Annotated in this window: 21 protein-coding genes; 8 read left to right on the plus strand and 13 right to left on the minus strand. The window is 71.4% G+C overall.

Annotated elements, in window-relative coordinates; translation table 11 throughout:
* Positions 1–47 precede the first annotated feature (47 nt).
* The 4 genes from AB0J97_RS06775 (at position 48) to AB0J97_RS06790 (ending at position 2,293) form a co-directional block, all read left to right on the plus strand.
* Entirely contained in the window at positions 48–500 is a 453-nt protein-coding gene (locus AB0J97_RS06775; RefSeq protein WP_357697390.1) for a pyridoxamine 5'-phosphate oxidase family protein, read from the plus strand.
* On the plus strand, positions 497–688 hold the full coding sequence (locus tag AB0J97_RS06780; RefSeq protein ID WP_357697388.1) for a ferredoxin: 192 nt from the start codon (positions 497–499) through the stop codon (positions 686–688). The genes AB0J97_RS06775 and AB0J97_RS06780 overlap by 4 nt, the downstream gene beginning before the upstream one ends.
* 22 nt (positions 689–710) lie before the next feature.
* Positions 711–1,799 carry a Zn-dependent alcohol dehydrogenase gene (locus AB0J97_RS06785; protein WP_364085384.1) on the plus strand — a complete coding sequence of 363 codons (1,089 nt, stop codon included), beginning with the start codon at positions 711–713 and terminating at the stop codon, positions 1,797–1,799.
* A gap of 170 nt (positions 1,800–1,969) precedes the next feature.
* Complete coding sequence (locus tag AB0J97_RS06790; RefSeq protein WP_357697384.1) at positions 1,970–2,293, plus strand: hypothetical protein; 324 nt, start codon at positions 1,970–1,972, stop codon at positions 2,291–2,293.
* A gap of 66 nt (positions 2,294–2,359) precedes the next feature.
* On the opposite strand, the gene AB0J97_RS06795 is transcribed toward AB0J97_RS06790, so the two are convergent.
* Positions 2,360–2,728 carry a MerR family transcriptional regulator gene (locus AB0J97_RS06795; RefSeq protein WP_364085655.1) on the minus strand — a complete coding sequence of 123 codons (369 nt, stop codon included), beginning with the start codon at positions 2,726–2,728 and terminating at the stop codon, positions 2,360–2,362.
* A gap of 101 nt (positions 2,729–2,829) precedes the next feature.
* Here AB0J97_RS06795 and AB0J97_RS06800 point away from each other — a divergent pair, with 101 nt between their 5' ends.
* The gene (locus AB0J97_RS06800; protein ID WP_364085392.1) at positions 2,830–3,525 is read left to right on the plus strand and encodes an SDR family oxidoreductase; all 696 of its coding nucleotides are present in this window, start codon (positions 2,830–2,832) and stop codon (positions 3,523–3,525) included.
* 31 nt (positions 3,526–3,556) lie between these two features.
* Here the strand turns inward: AB0J97_RS06800 and AB0J97_RS06805 are convergent, their stop codons facing one another.
* On the minus strand, positions 3,557–4,780 hold the full coding sequence (locus AB0J97_RS06805) for an FAD-dependent oxidoreductase (RefSeq protein WP_364085397.1): 1,224 nt from the start codon (positions 4,778–4,780) through the stop codon (positions 3,557–3,559).
* Between the two features lie 83 nt (positions 4,781–4,863).
* Complete coding sequence (locus AB0J97_RS06810) at positions 4,864–5,055, minus strand: hypothetical protein (RefSeq protein ID WP_364085403.1); 192 nt, start codon at positions 5,053–5,055, stop codon at positions 4,864–4,866.
* Here AB0J97_RS06810 and AB0J97_RS06815 point away from each other — a divergent pair.
* Both AB0J97_RS06815 and AB0J97_RS06820 read left to right on the plus strand, forming a co-directional pair.
* On the plus strand, positions 5,054–5,284 hold the full coding sequence (locus AB0J97_RS06815) for a hypothetical protein (protein WP_364085410.1): 231 nt from the start codon (positions 5,054–5,056) through the stop codon (positions 5,282–5,284). The two genes, AB0J97_RS06810 and AB0J97_RS06815, sit on opposite strands and share 2 nt — an antisense overlap.
* A gap of 109 nt (positions 5,285–5,393) precedes the next feature.
* A complete protein-coding gene (locus AB0J97_RS06820; protein WP_364085412.1) occupies positions 5,394–5,921 on the plus strand; it encodes a hypothetical protein in 528 nt (175 codons plus the stop codon).
* A 26-nt stretch (positions 5,922–5,947) separates the two neighbouring features.
* On the opposite strand, the gene AB0J97_RS06825 is transcribed toward AB0J97_RS06820, so the two are convergent.
* From AB0J97_RS06825 to AB0J97_RS06860, 8 genes are all read right to left on the minus strand, one after another.
* The gene (locus AB0J97_RS06825) at positions 5,948–6,955 is read right to left on the minus strand and encodes a sugar phosphate isomerase/epimerase family protein (RefSeq protein WP_357697766.1); all 1,008 of its coding nucleotides are present in this window, start codon (positions 6,953–6,955) and stop codon (positions 5,948–5,950) included.
* Positions 6,952–8,103: a Gfo/Idh/MocA family oxidoreductase gene (locus AB0J97_RS06830; protein ID WP_357697377.1), complete on the minus strand. Its 1,152-nt coding sequence runs from the start codon at positions 8,101–8,103 to the stop codon at positions 6,952–6,954. Before AB0J97_RS06830 ends, AB0J97_RS06825 begins: the two co-directional genes overlap by 4 nt.
* 11 nt (positions 8,104–8,114) lie before the next feature.
* Positions 8,115–9,161 (minus strand): substrate-binding domain-containing protein, encoded by a 1,047-nt coding sequence (locus AB0J97_RS06835; RefSeq protein ID WP_357697375.1) that lies wholly within the window; start codon positions 9,159–9,161, stop codon positions 8,115–8,117.
* Positions 9,158–10,165, minus strand: coding sequence for an ABC transporter permease (locus AB0J97_RS06840; RefSeq protein WP_357697373.1), 1,008 nt, complete (start codon positions 10,163–10,165; stop codon positions 9,158–9,160). The genes AB0J97_RS06835 and AB0J97_RS06840 overlap by 4 nt, the downstream gene beginning before the upstream one ends.
* Positions 10,165–11,649 carry a sugar ABC transporter ATP-binding protein gene (locus AB0J97_RS06845; protein ID WP_364085424.1) on the minus strand — a complete coding sequence of 495 codons (1,485 nt, stop codon included), beginning with the start codon at positions 11,647–11,649 and terminating at the stop codon, positions 10,165–10,167. Before AB0J97_RS06845 ends, AB0J97_RS06840 begins: the two co-directional genes overlap by 1 nt.
* 12 nt (positions 11,650–11,661) lie before the next feature.
* Positions 11,662–12,819 carry an ROK family transcriptional regulator gene (locus AB0J97_RS06850; protein ID WP_357697369.1) on the minus strand — a complete coding sequence of 386 codons (1,158 nt, stop codon included), beginning with the start codon at positions 12,817–12,819 and terminating at the stop codon, positions 11,662–11,664.
* 178 nt (positions 12,820–12,997) lie between these two features.
* Positions 12,998–13,870, minus strand: a complete 873-nt coding sequence (locus AB0J97_RS06855; RefSeq protein WP_364085433.1) for an SDR family oxidoreductase — start codon at positions 13,868–13,870, stop codon at positions 12,998–13,000.
* A 55-nt stretch (positions 13,871–13,925) separates the two neighbouring features.
* The gene (locus AB0J97_RS06860; protein ID WP_364085436.1) at positions 13,926–14,984 is read right to left on the minus strand and encodes an MBL fold metallo-hydrolase; all 1,059 of its coding nucleotides are present in this window, start codon (positions 14,982–14,984) and stop codon (positions 13,926–13,928) included.
* A 46-nt stretch (positions 14,985–15,030) separates the two neighbouring features.
* Here AB0J97_RS06860 and AB0J97_RS06865 point away from each other — a divergent pair, with 46 nt between their 5' ends.
* Positions 15,031–15,876, plus strand: a complete 846-nt coding sequence (locus tag AB0J97_RS06865; RefSeq protein WP_364085439.1) for a glutathione S-transferase C-terminal domain-containing protein — start codon at positions 15,031–15,033, stop codon at positions 15,874–15,876.
* Here the strand turns inward: AB0J97_RS06865 and AB0J97_RS06870 are convergent.
* The gene (locus AB0J97_RS06870) at positions 15,824–17,113 is read right to left on the minus strand and encodes an MFS transporter (protein WP_364085442.1); all 1,290 of its coding nucleotides are present in this window, start codon (positions 17,111–17,113) and stop codon (positions 15,824–15,826) included. The genes AB0J97_RS06865 and AB0J97_RS06870 overlap by 53 nt on opposite strands.
* A complete protein-coding gene (locus AB0J97_RS06875; RefSeq protein WP_364085447.1) occupies positions 17,110–17,688 on the minus strand; it encodes a helix-turn-helix domain-containing protein in 579 nt (192 codons plus the stop codon). The genes AB0J97_RS06870 and AB0J97_RS06875 overlap by 4 nt, the downstream gene beginning before the upstream one ends.
* Positions 17,689–17,719 lie beyond the last annotated feature (31 nt).

Here is a 17,719-nt window from a genome sequence, read left to right on the forward strand (position 1 = left end):
CCAGCGACCTCTTGCCGTGCTTCTTTGCAACCTGTTCTACTTGGCACGTGAATCAGCGCGCTCGCATCGCGATGTCCGACGACGAGGTCACGGCGTTCCTGGAGGGTTCGCGGAAGGTCCAGCTCGCGACCATCAACCCCGACGGGACACCGCATCTGGTGACCATGTTCTACGGGCTGGACGAGGGCCGCATCGCCTTCTGGACGTACGGCAAGGCGCAGAAGGCACGCAACCTGGCCCGCGACCCGCGGGTGAGCTGCCTGGTCGAGGCGGGCGACGACTACGACGAGCTCCGGGGCGTCCTGGTGTACGGCGTCGCCGAGCAGGTGGACGACCGCGACCGCGTGCTCGGCATCGGCATGGCGATCGCCCGCAGGATGACGCCGGGCGTCCCGGACGACCTGCTGAGCCCGTACGTCGAGCAGACCGGGAGGAAACGGATCGCCTACGTCGTCGAGCGCACCAAAGTGGTCTCATGGGATCACAGGAGGCTCACATGAAGGTCAAGGTCGATGAACTGGTCTGCGAGGCCAACGCCGTGTGCATGGGCCTCGCGCCCGAGGTGTTCGAGGTCGATGACGACGACCAGCTCCACATCCTGCTCCCCGAACCACCCCCCGAAATGCGGGACCGCGTCCGCAGCGCGGTCAGGTCCTGCCCGAAAGCCGCCCTGTCGCTAGAGGACTAGCCGTAGCCGGAGGAGGAACCCCATGCGCGCCGCGATCCTGCACGCCGTAGGCAACGACAAGCTGGACATCCGCGACGACATCACCCTGGCCCCCGTCGGGCCGACCGATGTCCGCGTACGGATCAGAGCCACAGGCGTGTGCCACTCGGACCTGTCGGCCATGTCCGGCGTGCTTCCGCAGCCGGTGCCGCTGGTCCCGGGCCACGAGGGCGCGGGCGAGGTGGTCGAGGTGGGCGAGCACGTCACGTCGGTCGCGCCGGGCGACCACGTCGTGATCAGCTGGCGCCCGGCCTGCCAGACCTGCGACCTGTGCGTGGGCGGGCAGCCGTACATGTGCATGAAGTACGTCATCGAGTCCTTCAGCAAGGGCACCTTCCGCTTCGGCGGCGACAACGCGACGGCGTTCGGCATGGCGGGCTGCGGCACCTGGGCCGAGGAGGTCATCGTGCCCTGGCAGGGCGCGATCAAGATCGACGAGGACGTGTCGTGGGAGGCGGCGGCCCTGATCGGCTGCGGCATCACGACCGGCGTCGGCGCGGCGATCAACACCGCCAAGGTGCGTCCCGGCTCCACGGTCGCGGTGATCGGCTGCGGCGGCGTCGGCCTGTCGGTCATCCAGGGCGCCCGCCTCTCCGGCGCCAGGACGATCCTCGCCATCGACCCGCTGGAGTCCAAGCACGCCCTGGCCAAGAAGGTCGGCGCGACGCACGCGATCACGCCCGAGCAGGTCCCCGAGGCCCTGAACGAACTGACCGGCGGCAGCGGCTTCGACTACGGCTTCGAGGTCGTCGGCAAGGCGGCGACCATCCAGAGCGCCTGGCAGATCACGCGGGCGGGCGGCGACGTGGTCGTGGTCGGCGCCGGCGCGGTGGACGACATGGTCTCCATCTCCGCCTTCAGCCTGCTGTTCGAGGGCAAGAAACTGCTGTCCAGCCTGTACGGCGAGGCCGACGTGCGGCACGACTTCCCGTACTTCGCCAAGCTCCACAAGGCAGGGCAGCTCGACCTGGAATCGCTGATCAGCGCCCGCATCCGGCTCGGCGACCTGAACGACGCCGTCGCGGCCCTGCGGGGCGGCGAGGTGCTGCGCCAGATCGTCATCATGGACTGACACCGACCCCCAGCCCGCCGAGGCCGGAAACCGGCCCCCGGTTTCCGGCCTTCGCGGTCGCGGAGCGATCGGCGACCCTGGTCGCATCCCCTTGCTGTCGCAGCCATTGCTAAGGAAACTTTCCTAATAGATACTCCGGGTTGAGTGCCCACACCCCCCAAGGAGTATCCATGCTTCGTCGCGGCCTCGCCCTGCTCTCGCTCGCCTCCGCCGCCCTGCTCGCCGTCGCGGCGCCCGCCCAGGCGGCCGTCGTGGACGTGCCCTTCGGGCCGCTCTCGATCGGCGACTACTGTCACGCCAAGGTCAACTCGGCCTCGTGGATCGGCTTCTACGAGTCCGGCGGCCTGCGCTGCTACACCGAAGGCCCCGGCGGCACCAGGGCCTACGCGGGCTCCGGCGACCCCTACCTGGCCTGCAAGTTCCTCACGACGGACGTGGTGATGTCCGCGCTGCGCGGCACGTCCGACGCCCTGATCTGCCGCGTCGTCCGCTGACCGCCCCCGGCGGCACGGCCCCGGGAGCGGCCCCCGCCCCCACCGTGCCGCCCCGGCCGTCAGGCGTCACCGGGGGCAGGGTTTTCCCTCGTGGGCGGCCTTGGCGGCCAGCGTGATGACCGAGTCGAGCTTGTCGCGCGCCTTGACCAGCTCGCCGATGCGGTCCTCGATGCGGCTCCGCTCGGCCGAGAGCCGGCCGAGCAGCTCCGGGGTCACCTGGCCGTTCTCCACGCACGGCATCAGGTCCACGATCGACCGGCTCGCCAGGCCGGCCGCGTAGAGCTGCCTGATCAGCCAGACGCGTTCCACCGCGCTCTCGGGGTAGTGCCGCTGGCCGCCGGAGCTGCGTTCGGAGACGAGCAGGCCCTGCTCCTCGTAGTAGCGCAGGGCCCGTACGCTCACGCCCGCCCTGGTGGCGAGCTCGCCGATGCGCATGGCGGCTCCCGCCGTGATCCTGCTCACAACACTTGCCTCTCACGTCAACGTCAGGTCTTAGCGTAGCCCCGAACCCGACACCGACCTGCCAGGAGGCAGTCATGGACATCTCCGGATCCGTCGCCCTCGTGACCGGCGCCAATCGCGGCATCGGCCGCCACTTCGTCACCCAGTTGCTGGAGCGGGGGGCGAAGAAGGTGTACGCCGCCGCCCGCAGGCCCGAACTCGTCGACCTCCCGGGCGTCGAGGTGCTGCGCCTGGACATCACCGACCCGGCCTCCGTGTCGGCCGCCGCCGAGGCCGCCCAGGACGTCACCCTGCTGGTCAACAACGCGGGCATCGCCACGTTCACGAACCTCGTCGACGGCGACCCGGCGAGGATCCGCCAGGAGATGGACACGCACTTCTACGGCACGCTCGGCATGGTCCGCGCGTTCGCCCCGATCCTGGGCGGCAACGGCGGCGGCGCCATCCTCAACATGTTGTCCGCGCTGTCCTGGTTCTCCCACGACGGCGCGAACGCCTACAGCGCCGCCAAGGCGGCCGCGTGGAGCCTGACCAACGGCGTCCGCCTCGAACTGCGCGCCCAGGGCACCCTCGTCACCGGCGTGCACCTCGGCGCCGCCGACACCGACATGATGGCCGGCTACGAGGGCCCGACCCTCGACCCCGCGGACGTGGCCGGGGCCGCCCTCGACGGCGTCGAGGCCGGCCGGTGGGAGGTGGTCGTGGACGAGTGGAGCCGCACCGTCAAGGCGTCCCTGGCGGCCGACCCCGGCCTGTTCTACGCGCTCTGAGCGCGCGGCGGGGCCGACCGTCGAGGGCGGCTCAGGACGGCAGGAGAGTGTCGAGGGGGACGGCGGGGTCGGCGAGCCCGGCCCGGTCCACGGGCTTGCGGGAGCGGATGAGGGCCTGGGTGTGGTCGGTGACGTCCCAGACGTTGACGTTCATCGCGGCCAGCACCTTGTCCTCCTCGTCCAGCCAGAACGCGATGAACTCGCGGGCGTCCAGGTCGCCGCGCACCACGACGTCGGGGGTGTGGCCGGGCGGGATGTGGCCGACGTACTCCATGCCCAGGTCGTACTGGTCGGTGAAGAAGTAGGGCAGCTTGTCGTAGGCGTCCTCCCGGCCGAGCATCGCGCGGGCGGCGGTGGCGGGCTGGTTGAGCGCGTTCGCCCAGTGCTCGACCCGGACGTGGTGGCCCAGCAGCGGGTGGTAGGCGTTGGCGATGTCGCCGGCCGCGAAGATGTCGGGGTCGGAGGTGCGCAGGTCGGCCCCGACCTTGACGCCGTCCTCGACGGTCAGCCCGGCGGCCCGCGCGAGGGCGGTGTCCGGGTCGGCCCCGACGCCGGCCACGACGACGTCCGCCTCGACGTGGGCGCCGCCTTCGAGCAGGACCCCCGAGTCGGTGATCTCGGCGGGGCGGGCGTCGAAGAGGAAGTTCACGCCGCGCTCGCGGTGCAGCGCGGTGAACACCTGGGCGACGTACGGCCCCAGCACGCGCAGCAGCGGCGCGGACGCCGTCTCGATCACGGTGACCTCGGCCCCGGCGGCCCGCGCGGCGGCGGCCACCTCCAGCCCGATCCAGCCGGCTCCGAGGATCGCGACGCGACCGGCGCGGGCCAGGGTGGCGCGCAGGCGTTCGCTGTCGTCGACGGTACGCAGGTACAGCACGTCGGACCGGTCGGCCCCGGGGATGCCGGGACGGCGCGGCCGGGAGCCGGTGGCCAGCAGCAGCTTGTCGTAGCCGAGCCGCTCGCCGCCGGTGAGCGTGACCTGGTGGCCGCCGGGGTCGATGGCGGTGACCTCGACGCCCAGCCGCAGCTCGACGTCGTGCTCGGCGTACCAGGAACGGTCGTGGACGAAGATCTTGTCGCGTTCGGCGCCGCCCTGGAGGTAGTCCTTGGACAGCGGCGGCCGCTCGTACGGCAGATGGGTCTCGCTGCCGACCAGCACGAGCCGGCCGTCGAACCCCTCCTCGCGCAGGGCCTCCGCGGCCTTGGCGGCGGCGAGGCCGCCACCGGCGATCACGATGGTCACGGGTTCAGGCATGGTCGGATCTCCTCTTCCTGTCCTGGGCGACGGGCTCGGCGCCCGGACGGGGCCGGGCATCGACGCGATGATCGCGGCGCACCTCAGCTCTTACCCACACCGAGCGCGCTGAGCAGCACCAGGACGACGGTCACGAGCGCGAACAGCCCATGACCGGCGACGACGGCGACGGGGAAACCCCGTTCGGCCGGAACCGGCGAGCCCGCCGCCGGCCCCGGGCCCGAGCCGAGCCGGGCGACGCGGGCACGATGGACGGGGATCCACCGCGCCAGCATGACGAATCCGAGCAGCGCGACCGGCACGAGCAGCCCGAACGCCGGCCAGGCCGGGACACCCCGACGCTGGTCCGGCTGCACAAGCCTCGACGCCCCCGCCGTCCAGGCCACCCTCATCCCCCGTCCGGGCCACTGCTGCGTCGAGCTCGGCGTCCCGGAGGGCCCCGGCGGTGAGGAGGCGGGCGAACCGGCGTGTGCCAAGGACGGGGGCGCCTCCCCGGAGTTCTGACCGGGTTCGGGCAAGGGTTGCGCATTGGCCGGTCCGCAGCCGGGCGGGCGCTCTATCTTGGGACCCTCCAGCTCCGCCGGAGCGGCGACGTGGTCGGGGAAGGCGTCTGATGGTCGCAGCCATCGCCAGGGTCCATGGCCTGTCGGCAGCGCTGGTCCCGTGCGCGTACGGGGCCGCGGTGCTGACGCTGACCTGGCTGACCCAGGACGGGAACCTGGGCGACGTGATGTACGGGGACCTCGCCATGATCGTCATGGCCTTCCCGCTCTACCTCGCCGCCGGCCCCCTGAACGGCACACTGCTCCAGGCGGTCCGTCCGAGGCCGTACGACGACCCCGCCTACGGATGGGACTACCCCTACAGCTGGGACTACGTCCTCATGGCGTGGCCGGGGGTCGTCACGGCGGCCCTGCTGGCGGTCCTGCTGGCACGCCGGCGCACCCGTACGGCGGGCCGGGTGCTCGGGTGGCTGTCGGCCGCGGCCGTCACCCTGGTGGGGGTGGCGACCACCTTCGACGGCTGGGGACCGCGCCGGCCGTTCGGGTGGCCGTTCCTCGTCTACGGGCTGGCGATGATCATCGGGTTGATGACCGCGCGGAGCCCGGCCACGAAGAAGACCGCCACCCCGGACGTCTAGCACGGTCCCCCGGTGGGCCGGGCGTCCTACGTGGTGGAGAAGGCCGCGTCGAAGGACGTGGCGGGCGGCGTGATGGAGTTGAGCCTCCTGATGTACCCCAACGCCTCCCGGGCCCCGTCCAGCCGGTCCATGCCCGCGTCCTCCCACTCGATCGAGATCGGGCCGTCGTACCCGATCGAGTTGAGCGCCCGGAAACAGTCCTCCCACGGCACGTCCCCGCGCCCGGTGGAGACGAAGTCCCAGCCCCGGCGCATGTCCGCCCAGGGCAGGTGCGACGACAGCCGCCCCTTCCGCCCGTCGCCGATCCGGACCCGCGTGTCCTTGCAGTCCACGTGGTAGATCCGGTCCTTGAAGTCGAGGATGAACGCCACCGGGTCCAGGTCCTGCCACACCATGTGCGACGGGTCCCAGTTCAGCCCGAACGCGGGCCGATGCCCGATCGCCTCCAGCGTCCGCTGCGTCGTGTAGTAGTCGTAGGCGATCTCGCTCGGGTGGATCTCGTGCGCGAACCGCACCCCCACCTCGTCGAACACGTCGAGGATCGGGTTCCAGCGGTCGGCGAAGTCCTGGTACCCGGCCTCCACCATCGACGCCGGCACCGGCGGGAACATGGCCACGGTGTGCCAGATCGACGACCCCGTGAACCCCACCACCGTGTCCACGCCGAGCGCCGCCGCCGCCCTGGCCGTGTCCTTCATGTCCTCGGCCGCTGCCCGCCGTACGGACTCGGGGTCGCCCGAGCCCCAGATGCGCGCGGGCAGGATCGCCTTGTGCCGCTCGTCGATCGGATGGTCGCAGACGGCCTGGCCGACGAGATGGTTGGAGATCGTCCACACTTTCAGGCCGTGCTTGTCGAGCTGGGCGCGCTTGTGCTCCACGTACGACGGGTCCGCCACGGCCTGCGCCACGTCGAAGTGGTCACCCGAGCAGGCGATCTCCAGGCCGTCGTAGCCCCATTCGGCCGCCAGCCTGCACACCTCCTCGAACGGCAGGTCCGCCCACTGCCCGGTGAACAGCGTTACTGGTCTCATCAGTCCTCCACAGGGGTGTACCGGCTGCCGTCGGCCGCGCTCGCCTCCACCGCCGCCAGCACGCGCTGCACCCGCAGCCCGTCGGCGAACGACGGCGAAGGGTCGGTTCCGGCCGCGACGGCCTCCAGGAAGTCCTTGATCTCGTGGGTGAAGGTGTGCTCGTAGCCGAGCCCGTGCCCCGGCGGCCACCACGCGCCGACGTAGGGGTGGTCGGGCTCGGTGACCAGGATCCGCTCGAACCCGCCCCCGCCCGCGCTGAACCACAGCTCGTTCATGGACTCGAAGTCGAACGCCAGGCTGCCGAGCTGCCCGTTGATCTCGATGCGCATCGCGTTCTTGCGCCCGGTCGCGAACCTGGTGGCCTCGAAGGAGGCCAGCGCGCCGCCCGACATCCGCCCGATGAACAGCGCGGCGTCGTCGACGGTGACCGCCCCCCGCTCCTCGGTACGCGAGCCGCCCAGCCCCGCCGACTCCCCGGCCAGCGGACGTTCCTTGACGAACGTCTCCGTCAGCCCCGACACGCCCACCACGTGCTGGCCGGTGACGAACTCGGCGGCGTCCACGATGTGCGAGCCGATGTCGCCCAGCGCCCCCGCGCCCGCCTTGTCCTTCTGCAACCGCCACACCAGCGGGAACTCCGGGTCCACGATCCAGTCCTGGAGGTACTGGGCCCGTACGTGCCGGATCTCGCCGAGCCTGCCCTCCTCGACGTACCGGCGGGCCAGCGCGACCGCGGGGACCCGCCGGTAGTTGAAGGCCACCATGCTCCTGCCCGGCGCCTCGGCCGCCGCCGCGACCATGGCCTCGGCCTCGGCGACGGTGTTGGCCAGCGGCTTCTCGCAGATCACGTGCTTGCCGGCGCGCAGCGCGGCGACGGCGATCTCGGCATGCGAGTCACCCGGCGTGCAGATGTCGACGATCTGCACGTCGTCCCGCCGTACGAGCTCTCTCCAGTCCGTCTCGACGTCGGCCCAGCCGAGCCGGGCCGCCGCGGCCGCGGTGTGCTCCTTCGACCGGCCCGCGAGCACCGCCATGCGCGGCGTGAGCGGCAGGTCGAAGAACGCGCCGACGCTCCGCCACGCCTGGGAGTGGACGCGGCCCATGAACGCGTAGCCGATCATGCCCACGCCGATGGTGGTCTTGTCTGACATGCAACCCCCGATCAGGATTCGAATCCGAGCGCCAGATACTTGTCGACGTTCTCCTTGGTGATCGTCTCCGACGCGAGGGTGATCGACTGGGGGACCTGGTTCTCCACGAGGTCACTCATGCCCTTGCCCTGCGCGATCAACCTGGCGAGCCTGATGGCCGAGGAGGCCATCGTGGGACTGTAGGTGACGGTGGCCTTGAGCACCGAGGTGCCGGCCTGGATCTCCTTCATCGCGTTCAGCGAGCCGGCGCCGCCGACCATGACGAACTCGTCGCGGTTGGCCTCCTTGATGGCGGCCAGCACGCCGATGCCCTGGTCGTCGTCGTGGTTCCACAGGGCGTCGATCTTCTTGTGCGCCTGCAGCAGCGAGGTCGCCACCTGGTTGCCGGTCTCGACGGTGAACTTGGCGTCCTGCTTGGCCGTGACGCTGAACCCGTACGTCTTCAGCGCGTCGGCGAAGCCCTTGCTGCGGTCCTGGGTCAGCGGCAGCGTGGCGATGCCCTGGATCTCGACGATCACCGGGTTCGCGACGCCCTTGTCCTTGAGCTGCTTGCCGATGTAGTGCCCGGCCGCGACGCCCATGCCGTAGTTGTCGCCGCCGATCCACGTGCGGTAGGCCAGCTTGTCCGGGAACACCCGGTCGAGGTTGATGACCGGGATGCCCGCCTGCGCCGCCTGCAGCGCGACCTGGTTGAGCTGCTGGCCGTCGTTCGGCAGGATGACCAGGGCGTTCACCTTGGCCGCGATCAGCGACTCGACGGCCGAGATCTGCTGGTTGATGTCGTTGGTCGGCTCGACGGGCTTGAAGTCGACGTCGCCGTACTGCTTGGCCGCGGCCTCGGCGTTCTTGGCGATGGCCGCGATCCAGCCGTGGTCGGCGGCCGGGGCGGAGAAGCCGATCGTCACCTTCTGACCGGGTTCGTCGTTGCCGCTCGCGGCGGGGGCGGGCGCGGGCGCCGCCGAGGTGGGTGCGGCCGCGGGCTCGTTGCTGGTGCAACCCGCAGCTAACAGCACTGCCCCGCCGACGAGGAATCCCCTGCGCGCGACGTTCTCACTCATATTGCTCTCGCTTTCAGGTTCCGCCGCTGGAGAAGGACGGCGACGACGATGATCAGGCCCTTGGCGATCAGCTGGTCGCTGGTGTTGAGCCCGTTGAGGATGAACAGGTTCGTGATGAGGGTGAAGATCAGCAGGCCCAGGATCGAGCCGATGATCGTCCCCCTGCCTCCGGTGAGCAGGGTGCCGCCGATGATGACGGCGGCGATGGCGTCGAGCTCGTACAGGTCGCCATGGGTGGACGAGCCTGTCGTCGTGCGGGCCATGATGAGGATCGCGGCGACGCCGCAGCAGAAGCCGGACAGGGCGTACAGGAGCATCGTGTGCCTGCGTACGTCGATGCCGGCCAGCCTGGCCGCCTCGGGGTTGCCGCCGACCGCGTACGTGCGGCGGCCGAACGTGGTGCGGTTCAGGACGATCCACCCCAGCACCACGACCAGGGCGAACACGTAGACCAGCAGCGGGATGCCGAGCAGCCGCGTGGTGGACAGCTGCACGATGCCCTCGACCTGGATGAGCTGCGTCTTCCTGTTGGACATGCGCTGGGCCAGGCCGCGGGCGGCCACGAGCATGGCGAGGGTGGCGATGAACGGCACCATCCGCCCGTAGGCGATGAGCAGCCCGTTGACCAGCCCGGCCCCGGTGCCGACGAGGATCGCGCAGACGGCCATCACCACCGGCCCGTACGACTGGGTGGCCAGTGTGGTCGCCCATACCGAGGCCAGGGCCATGACCGCGCCGACGGACAGGTCGATGCCGCCGCCGATGATCACGAAGGTGGCCCCGACGGTGATCACGCCGATGGTGGCGGCCAGGGCGAGGATGCTGACCAGGTTGGAGGTGGTGGCGAAGTTGTCGAACCGGGTGACGAGGCCGACGACCACGAGCAGCGCCAGCGCGCCCAGCAGGCCGAGATGGCGGACCTCGGCGATCCCGTTCAGCAGGGACGGTCTCGGCCGGGCGACCCCGGCGGCGGGTCGTTCGGGCGCCTCAATGGGGTCGCTCATCACGCGGCCCTCCCATCCATGATCATGTCGAGTACGCGGTGCTCGTCCAGGCCGGCCGCCTCGCCCTGGTGGATGACGGCGCCCTCGCGCAGCACGAGCACCCGGTCGGCCAGGCCGAGCACCTCGGGCACCTCGCTGGAGACCAGCAGCACGCCGATGCCCTGGTCGGCCAGGTCGCGGATGACGGCGTACAGTTCGGCGCGGGCGCCGACGTCGACGCCGCGGGTGGGCTCGTCGAGCAGCAGCAGCCTGCGTCCGCCGAGCAGCCAGCGGGCGAGCACGGCCTTCTGCTGGTTGCCGCCCGACAGGGTCCTGATCGGGCGTTCGGGGTCGGGCGGGCGGATGTCGAGGAGCTCGGCCAGGCGGGCGGCCTCGGCCCGCTCGCGCCGGCGGTCGATCCAGCCGAACCTGGAGAACTCCGGCAGCGTGCCGAGGGTGATGTTCGCGGTGACGCTCTGGTCGAGCAGCAGGGCCTGGGCCTTGCGTTCCTCGGGGGCCAGGCCCATGCCCTGCCGGACGGCGCCGGTCACGCGGCGGCTCGCCGGGCGGCCGGCGAGCGTGACGCGGCCGGAGGCCGGACGGGCGCCGTAGACCGCCTCCAGGATCTCCGAGCGTCCGCTGCCGACGAGCCCGGCCAGCCCGACGATCTCCCCGGCGCGGACGGAGAAGGAGACGTCGGCGAACAGGCCGGGCGCGGTCAGGTTCTCGACGCGCAGCACCTCCTCGCCGGGGGGCCGGGTGGGGCGGGGCGGGAAGACGTACTCGACGTTGCGGCCGGTCATGAGGGAGACGATCCGGGCAGTGGGCGTGTCGCGGGCGGGCAGGCCGACGGCGACGGTGCGCCCGTCCTTGAGCACGGTGACGCGGTCGCCGATCTCGCGGATCTCCTCCAGCCGGTGGGAGATGTAGACGACGGCCACGCCCTGGGCGGTGAGCTCGCGGATGATGCGGAACAGGTTGGCGACCTCGTCGTGGGCCAGGGCGGCCGACGGCTCGTCCATGATGATCAGGCGGGCGTCGTGGGAGAGGGCGCGGGCCATCGAGACGACCTGCTTGGCGGCCGGCGAGAGCCGTCCGACCTCGGTGGACGGGCGGATCTCGCCGTGGCCGAGCCGTTCCAGCACCTGGCGGGCGGCCCGGCGGCCGGCCTGGCGGTTGACGAAGCCGAAGCGGGCGTGCTCGTGGCCGAGGAAGATGTTCTCGGCGACGCTGAGGCCGTCGACGAGGTCGAGTTCCTGGTAGATGGTGGCGAAGCCGAGCCGGATGGCGTCGATCGGGCTGCTCGGCCGGACCGGCGCGCCGTTGAAGACGATGGTGCCCTCGTCGGGCTGGTGGGCGCCGGCCAGCACCTTGATCAGGGTGGACTTGCCCGCGCCGTTCTGGCCGAGCAGGCAGTGCACCTCGCCCGCCCGTACGTCGAGGTCGACCCCGTCGAGCGCGCGCACGCCGGGGAACTGTTTGACGATGCCCTTCATGACCAGCATCGGGGGTCCCCTTCAGGCGTTGACGATGCGGTTGATGTTGTCCGGTGACAGGTAGTGCTCGATGGCGAGCAGGCCCGCGCCGAGCGCGGCGGCGTTGATCCCGGTGCGGCTCGGGGTGATGGACAGGTGGTGGGTGGCCAGCGGCAGCGACCGGCGGTAGATCGTCTCCCTGATGCCGGCGAGCAGGTGTTCGTGGACGCGGGACAGCGCGCCGCCGATGACGATGACCTCGGGGTTGAAGAAGTTGACCAGCCCGGCCAGCACCTCGCCGATGAGCCGGCCGGCCTCCCTGACCAGCCGCAGCGCCTGGGTGTTGCCCGACTGGACGAGCGCGACGACGTCGGCGCCGCTCTCGGCGGCCAGCCCGAGCTCGGCGAGCCGGCGGGCGATGGCGGCGCCGCCGGCCACGGCCTCCAGGCAGGCGCTGTTGCCGCAGCGGCAGCCGGCGTCGTCGTGGCCGCTGACGCGGATGTGCCCGATGTCGCCGGCCGAGCCCTGGGCCCCTCTGTGGAGCTTGCCGTCGGCCACGATGCCGCAGCCGATGCCGGTGCCGACCTTGACGAACAGCAGGTGGCTGGTGCCGGCGAAGGCGTTGCGGTGCTCGCCGAGCGCCATGACGTTGACGTCGTTGTCGACCAGCACCTGGATGCCGTCGAAGTACTCGGGGACGGGGTAGTCGTTCCAGCCGGGCATGATCGGCGGGTTGTTGGGGCGGCCGGTGGCGAACTCCACCGGGCCGGGCACGCCGATGCCCATCGCGCGCAGCGCGGCGCGTGGGCGTCCGACCTCGGCGAGCAGCCGGTCGAGCCGCTGGTCGACGTGGGCGAGCACCTTCTCGGGGCCCTCGCCGATCTCCAGCGGGTCCTCGCATTCGGCCAGCAGGCCGCCGGTCAGGTCCATGAGCGCGACCCGGCAGTGGGTGGCGCCGAGGTCGACGCCGGCGAAGGCGTGCTGCTCGGTGTGCAGGCGGAGCTGGCGGGGCGGGCGGCCGCCGGTGGACTCGCCGCTCTCGGTCTCCTCGACGAGGCCGCGCTCGATGAGCGCGTCGACGCGCTGGGAGATCGTGGATCTGGCCAGTCCGGTGAGGCGCGCGAGATCGGAACGGGTGGTCGCCGATCCGGCGCTGATGAGCGTCAGGACGTCGGCAGCCGAGCCCGGCTGGGGGGTCATGCGGGAACAATAAGATCACTCATGCGGCAAATCAAGAGTCTGATTCGACCGAACTTCCCAGACTTATGCCGAAGATCGAACAAAGCCTGCCATGTGACGCCCGCCGAAACCTCCCCGAACGCGCGGAAGCCGGCCGCCGCCCGGACGGGCGGTGACCGGCTTCCGGCAGGTGCGGGCGCTAGAGCATGGCCTTCATCGAGTCACCGGCCGTCAGCACGTACGGCTGCTCGGCCATCACCGATCCCCAGTTGTCGGCGATCGCCTCGGGCGTGAGGTCGTCGGTCTTCCAGCCCGGCCCCTCGGCCACGAACACGCGGGCCACCCGCCCGCCGCCGACGGTGAACACCTCTCCGCTCGACTCGCACGAGTCGTGCGCGAGGTAGGCGACCAGCGCGCTCACCCGCTCGGGCGTGAACTTCGCCTCGAACTCGGCCGGCAGCAGCGCCTCGGTCATCCTGGTCCAGGCGATCGGCGCGATGGCGTTGGCCTTGATGCCGTTGCGCGCGCCCTCGATGGCCAGCGTCTTGGTCAGGCCCACCAGGCCCATCTTGGCCGTGGAGTAGTTGGCCTGGCCGAAGTTGCCGAACAGGCCGGCCGGGCTGGAGGTGTTGACGATCCGGCCGTGCCCGGCCTCCTTCATCAGCGGGTACGCGGCCTGGCTGACCAGGTACGACCCGCGTACGTGCACGGCCAGCACGCCGTCGAAGTCCTCGACCGTCATCTTCCCGAACGACCGGTCGCGCAGGATGCCCGCGTTGTTGACGACGATGTCGACCCCGCCGAACGCGTCGACGGCCGTCTGCACGAGCGCCCTCGCGCCCTCGGGGGTGGCGACGTCGTCGGCGTTGGCGACGGCCTGGCCGCCGTTCTTGGTGATGAGCTCGACCACCTCGGCCGCCGGGCCGGTGGAGGCGCCGGTGCCGTCGAGGGCGCCGCCGAGGTCGTTGACCACGACCTTGGCGCCCCGCTCGGCGAGCAGGAGCGCGTGCGCCCTGCCGAGGCCGTGCCCGGCGCCCGTGATGATCGCGACCCTGTCATCGAACCGAAGCATCGAACCTCCAGAGCAAGAGAACAACATTCTGGTAGGAGTACGATAACCGACCGGCTCAGGCGCGTCTCCAGAGCTCGGGCTCGCCCTCCTCCCTGCGTACCCTGCCCCGTCCGGCCAGCCACACCAGGTGGGCCAGCGTCTCGTTGTTGGCCGCGCGGCGCATGAACGGCGGGATCGTCTCCCAGGGCCGCGACCAGCTCAGCCGGGTGGCGACCTCCCAGCAGGTCACGCCGTCGTCCTCGCCGACGATCCGGTCGATCTCGGCCAGCCGCTCGTCGTGGTGCGCCAGCATGTGGTCGACGCGTCCGGCCAGCTCCAGGAAGCGGTACTCGTGGCCGGGCAGCACCTCGTCCACGTCCAGGTCGCGCACGGCGGCCAGCGAGCCGAGGTAGTCGGCCAGCGGGTCCGGGCCCGACTGGGGGTGCACGGCCACGATCGGCGTGATCTTAGCCAGCACGTGGTCGCCGGACAGCAGCAGCCGGCGCCCCGGCGAGACGAAGCACAGGTGGCCGGGCGTGTGCCCGGGGGTCCAGACGGCCCGCAGGTCCCAGCCGGGCAGCCCGAGGTCCTCGCCGTCCTCGATCAGCCGGTCGGGACGGGCCGTCGTGACCATGTGCCTGATCATCATGGAGGCCCCGGCCAGCTCGTCCAGGCTCAGCTCGGGCACGCCGGAGCGCCGGAGCAGGGCCCGCTCGCGCTGGACGAGCGAGTCGATGGCGTCGTCGTCGTACCGCTCGCGCACGAGGCCCGCGTCGGCCGGGTGCAGCCCGATCCAGGCGCCCGACGCCTCGCGGACGCGCCCCGCCAGGCCGTAGTGGTCGGGGTGCAGGTGGGTGACCAGGACGGCCTTGACGTCGGCGATCCCGTAACCGGCCACGGCCAGCCCGGCGGCGAGGGCGTCGTACGCCTCGTCGGTGTTCCAGCCCGCGTCCACGATCGCCACGCCGTCGGGCAGTTCAAGGGCGTAGACGAGCACGTACCGCAGCGGGTTGACCGGAATGGGCACCGGGATCGACCACAACCCCGGCCGGACCCGCTCGACCTCGGGAACCGCCCCGCTCACCCATGCCTCACGCTGCGCCACGCTGGAAGGAGTCACCACGAACTTCGCCATGGCCCCGAATATAGTTCTGGTCCCGAATCATGTTCTACTAGGGGTCATGAAGCTGAGCCGCGAGATCTCAGACGATGGCCGCTTCGTCCGGCAGCCGAACCGCTTCACCGACCGGCTCGGGCCGCCCGAGCCCGGCCGTTACCGGCTCTACGCCTCCTACGCCTGCCCGTGGGCACAGCGCGTGCTGATCGTCCGCGCCCTGCTCCGCCTGGAGGACCTGCTGGACGTCACGATCGTCGACCCCGTCCGCGACGACAAGGGCTGGCGGATCCCCGACGGGGACCCGCTGTACCTGTCGGAGCTCTACCACGCCACCGAACCGGGCTACACGGGCCGCTACACCGTGCCCTGCGTCTGGGACGCCCGGGACGAACGCATCGTCACCAACGACTTCCCACAGATCACCCTCGATCTGGAGACGTCGTGGGGCACCGCGCCCGACCTGTACCCGGAACGCCTGCGCCCGGACATCGACATCATGAACGACCGCCTCTACCACGGCCTCAACAACGCGGTCTACGAGGCCGGCTTCGCGCGCGGGCAGCAGGCGTACGAGGACGCGGTCACACGCGTGTTCACCACGCTCGACCTGCTGGAGGTGCGCCTGGCCGAGTCGGAGTTCCTGTTCGACACGCTCACCGACAGCGACGTGCGGCTGTTCACCACGCTGGTCAGGTTCGACACGGTCTACCACGGCCACTTCAAGTGCTCGATCAGGCGGCTGACGGACTATCCGGCGTTGTGGGCGTACGCCCGCAGGCTCTACGCCATCCCCGCCTTCCGCGACACCACGGACTTCGACCACATCAAGCGCCACTACTACCTGACCCAGACGAACATCAACCCGAGCAGGATCGTTCCGGTAGGGCCGGAACTCGACTGGAGCCTGTGACCCCCGGCCTCGGCATCGCCACGAACAGCAGCGCCGAGGCCAGCACCACCCCCGAGGCCACCCACCAGGCGGCGGACGCCCCCGTCTGCGCGGCCAGCAGGCCGAGCGTGGAGTTGGCCAGCACCCCACCCGCCTGCAACGACAGCGAGGACGTCGAGGTGACCGTGGTGCGCTCGGCGGCGGACACCGCGTTGTGCTGCATCTCCAGGCAGAGCAGCCCGGTCACCGACAGCCCGGCGAACATGACGAGGTAGGCCAGCCCGGCCGTCACCAGGCCCGGCACGCCGTCCAGCCCGGCGGTGGCGGCCAGCGAGCCGACCGACAGCGCGCAGAGCACCGCGCCCGCGGCGGCCCCCCGGGCCGAGCTCCCGGCCAGGCGCGCCACGCGGGGGGCGAGCACGCTGCCCGTGGCGCTGGCGGCGTAGCCCAGGGCGGCCACGACGGCGTAGGCCAGGCTGCCGCGCTCGGCGGTGCCGGCCAGCTCGGCCAGCCGCCCGGGGGTCAGCAGCTCGATCGTCATCAGCAGCACACCGGACGCGGCGGCGGCGAGCATCAGGCGGCGCAGCACCGCGCCCCCGGCCGCCAGCCGGATCCCGGAGACCACCGTGGCGGGCACCTCGCGCAGCACGCCGCCCAGCGACCGCCGCGCGTGCGCCGGCTCCGGCAGCGCGAACACCACCACGACCAGCAGCACGACGGCCGCCGCCGCCCCCAGCAGGGGCGGCACGGCCAGCGGCGTCATCAGCCCCGGCGGCACCAGCAGCGGCACCGCGCCGCCCACCAGCACGCCGACGCACAGGGCCACCGACTCCATCGCGCCGCCGCGCGCCAGGCCCGGCTTGAGGTCGGCGCCCTCGCCTTCGAGCCCGTGCAGGGTGTCGACGTACCAGGAGGTCGCCGGACCGCTGGACAGGGCCCTGGCCACCCCCTTGAGCACGCCGCTGACCACGAACATCCAGAACGCCGTGGAGATGCTCATCAGCGCGAGCCCCGCCGCGGTGAAGACCGCCGAGCAGGCCAGCACCATCCGCCGCCCGACGACGTCGGCCAGGCCGCCCGTGGGCAGCTCCAGGCTCGCGGTGACGACCGAGAAGACGGTCACCGACAGGCCGATCTCGGCCAGGCCGAGCCCCCTGTCGGTCATCAGCAGCACCATGCAGGCGACCATGAGCCCGGGCGGCAGCCAGGTCAGGAAGCTGACGAGCATGTAGCGCCGCAGGGCGGAGCGAGCGGTCATCGGTCCTGCTCCTCTTCCTCGGTACCGGGGCGGGGGAAGCCGCCCCTCCAGATGTGCACCTGCCGGACGTCGGGATCTCCGGCGTGTCGCGCCACGAGCTCGCGGAGCAGCTCGTCGACCCGCTCGTCGAACTCCCTGAGCCCGGCCGGCGACAGCTCGACGAAGTCGTCGCTCAGGCCCGCCGCCCGCACCCACTCGGGGGACCAGCGGCTCTCGTCGTGGTCCTGGGCCACGCGGGCGAGGGTCTCGACCTGGCGCATCCGCATGATCCGGACCGCCTCGCGGCCCTCGTCGGTGCCGGACAGCTCGCTGTTGTCCCAGGAGGTGTAGCGGTGGCGGGCCCGCCAGCGGCGTTCGCGCCCGTCGCGCCGGTCGGGGTCCTCCTCGATGAAGCCGTACTTGAACAGCTCGCGCAGGTGGTAGCTGGTCGAGCCGGAGCTTTCCCCCACCTTGCGCCCCAGCTCGCTGGCGGTGGCCGGGCCGTCGCTGCGCAGCAGCCCGAGCAGCCGCACCCGCAGGGGGTGGGCGACCACTTTGAGCACCTGCGGGTCACTGATCTTGTACTGCTCCTCCATGAGGACGACCCTAGACCGCAAAGGCTTTTTT

This window comes from Nonomuraea sp. NPDC049607 (genome assembly GCF_040675375.1).
Taxonomy (GTDB): domain Bacteria; phylum Actinomycetota; class Actinomycetes; order Streptosporangiales; family Streptosporangiaceae; genus Nonomuraea.

Coding starts and splice junctions, on each gene's coding strand:
- AB0J97_RS06850 (WP_357697369.1), bottom strand. CDS start 12,819: ATGACCCCCCAGCCGGGCTCGGCTGCCGACGTCCTGACGCTCATCAGC.
- AB0J97_RS06835 (WP_357697375.1), bottom strand. CDS start 9,161: ATGAGTGAGAACGTCGCGCGCAGGGGATTCCTCGTCGGCGGGGCAGTG.
- AB0J97_RS06870 (WP_364085442.1), bottom strand. CDS start 17,113: ATGACCGCTCGCTCCGCCCTGCGGCGCTACATGCTCGTCAGCTTCCTG.
- AB0J97_RS06855 (WP_364085433.1), bottom strand. CDS start 13,870: ATGCTTCGGTTCGATGACAGGGTCGCGATCATCACGGGCGCCGGGCAC.
- AB0J97_RS06790 (WP_357697384.1), top strand. CDS start 1,970: ATGCTTCGTCGCGGCCTCGCCCTGCTCTCGCTCGCCTCCGCCGCCCTG.
- AB0J97_RS06845 (WP_364085424.1), bottom strand. CDS start 11,649: ATGCTGGTCATGAAGGGCATCGTCAAACAGTTCCCCGGCGTGCGCGCG.
- AB0J97_RS06860 (WP_364085436.1), bottom strand. CDS start 14,984: ATGGCGAAGTTCGTGGTGACTCCTTCCAGCGTGGCGCAGCGTGAGGCA.
- AB0J97_RS06815 (WP_364085410.1), top strand. CDS start 5,054: ATGACGAATCCGAGCAGCGCGACCGGCACGAGCAGCCCGAACGCCGGC.
- AB0J97_RS06820 (WP_364085412.1), top strand. CDS start 5,394: ATGGTCGCAGCCATCGCCAGGGTCCATGGCCTGTCGGCAGCGCTGGTC.
- AB0J97_RS06805 (WP_364085397.1), bottom strand. CDS start 4,780: ATGCCTGAACCCGTGACCATCGTGATCGCCGGTGGCGGCCTCGCCGCC.
- AB0J97_RS06780 (WP_357697388.1), top strand. CDS start 497: ATGAAGGTCAAGGTCGATGAACTGGTCTGCGAGGCCAACGCCGTGTGC.
- AB0J97_RS06830 (WP_357697377.1), bottom strand. CDS start 8,103: ATGTCAGACAAGACCACCATCGGCGTGGGCATGATCGGCTACGCGTTC.
- AB0J97_RS06810 (WP_364085403.1), bottom strand. CDS start 5,055: ATGCTGGCGCGGTGGATCCCCGTCCATCGTGCCCGCGTCGCCCGGCTC.
- AB0J97_RS06800 (WP_364085392.1), top strand. CDS start 2,830: ATGGACATCTCCGGATCCGTCGCCCTCGTGACCGGCGCCAATCGCGGC.
- AB0J97_RS06875 (WP_364085447.1), bottom strand. CDS start 17,688: ATGGAGGAGCAGTACAAGATCAGTGACCCGCAGGTGCTCAAAGTGGTC.
- AB0J97_RS06795 (WP_364085655.1), bottom strand. CDS start 2,728: ATGCGCATCGGCGAGCTCGCCACCAGGGCGGGCGTGAGCGTACGGGCC.
- AB0J97_RS06840 (WP_357697373.1), bottom strand. CDS start 10,165: ATGAGCGACCCCATTGAGGCGCCCGAACGACCCGCCGCCGGGGTCGCC.
- AB0J97_RS06865 (WP_364085439.1), top strand. CDS start 15,031: ATGAAGCTGAGCCGCGAGATCTCAGACGATGGCCGCTTCGTCCGGCAG.
- AB0J97_RS06785 (WP_364085384.1), top strand. CDS start 711: ATGCGCGCCGCGATCCTGCACGCCGTAGGCAACGACAAGCTGGACATC.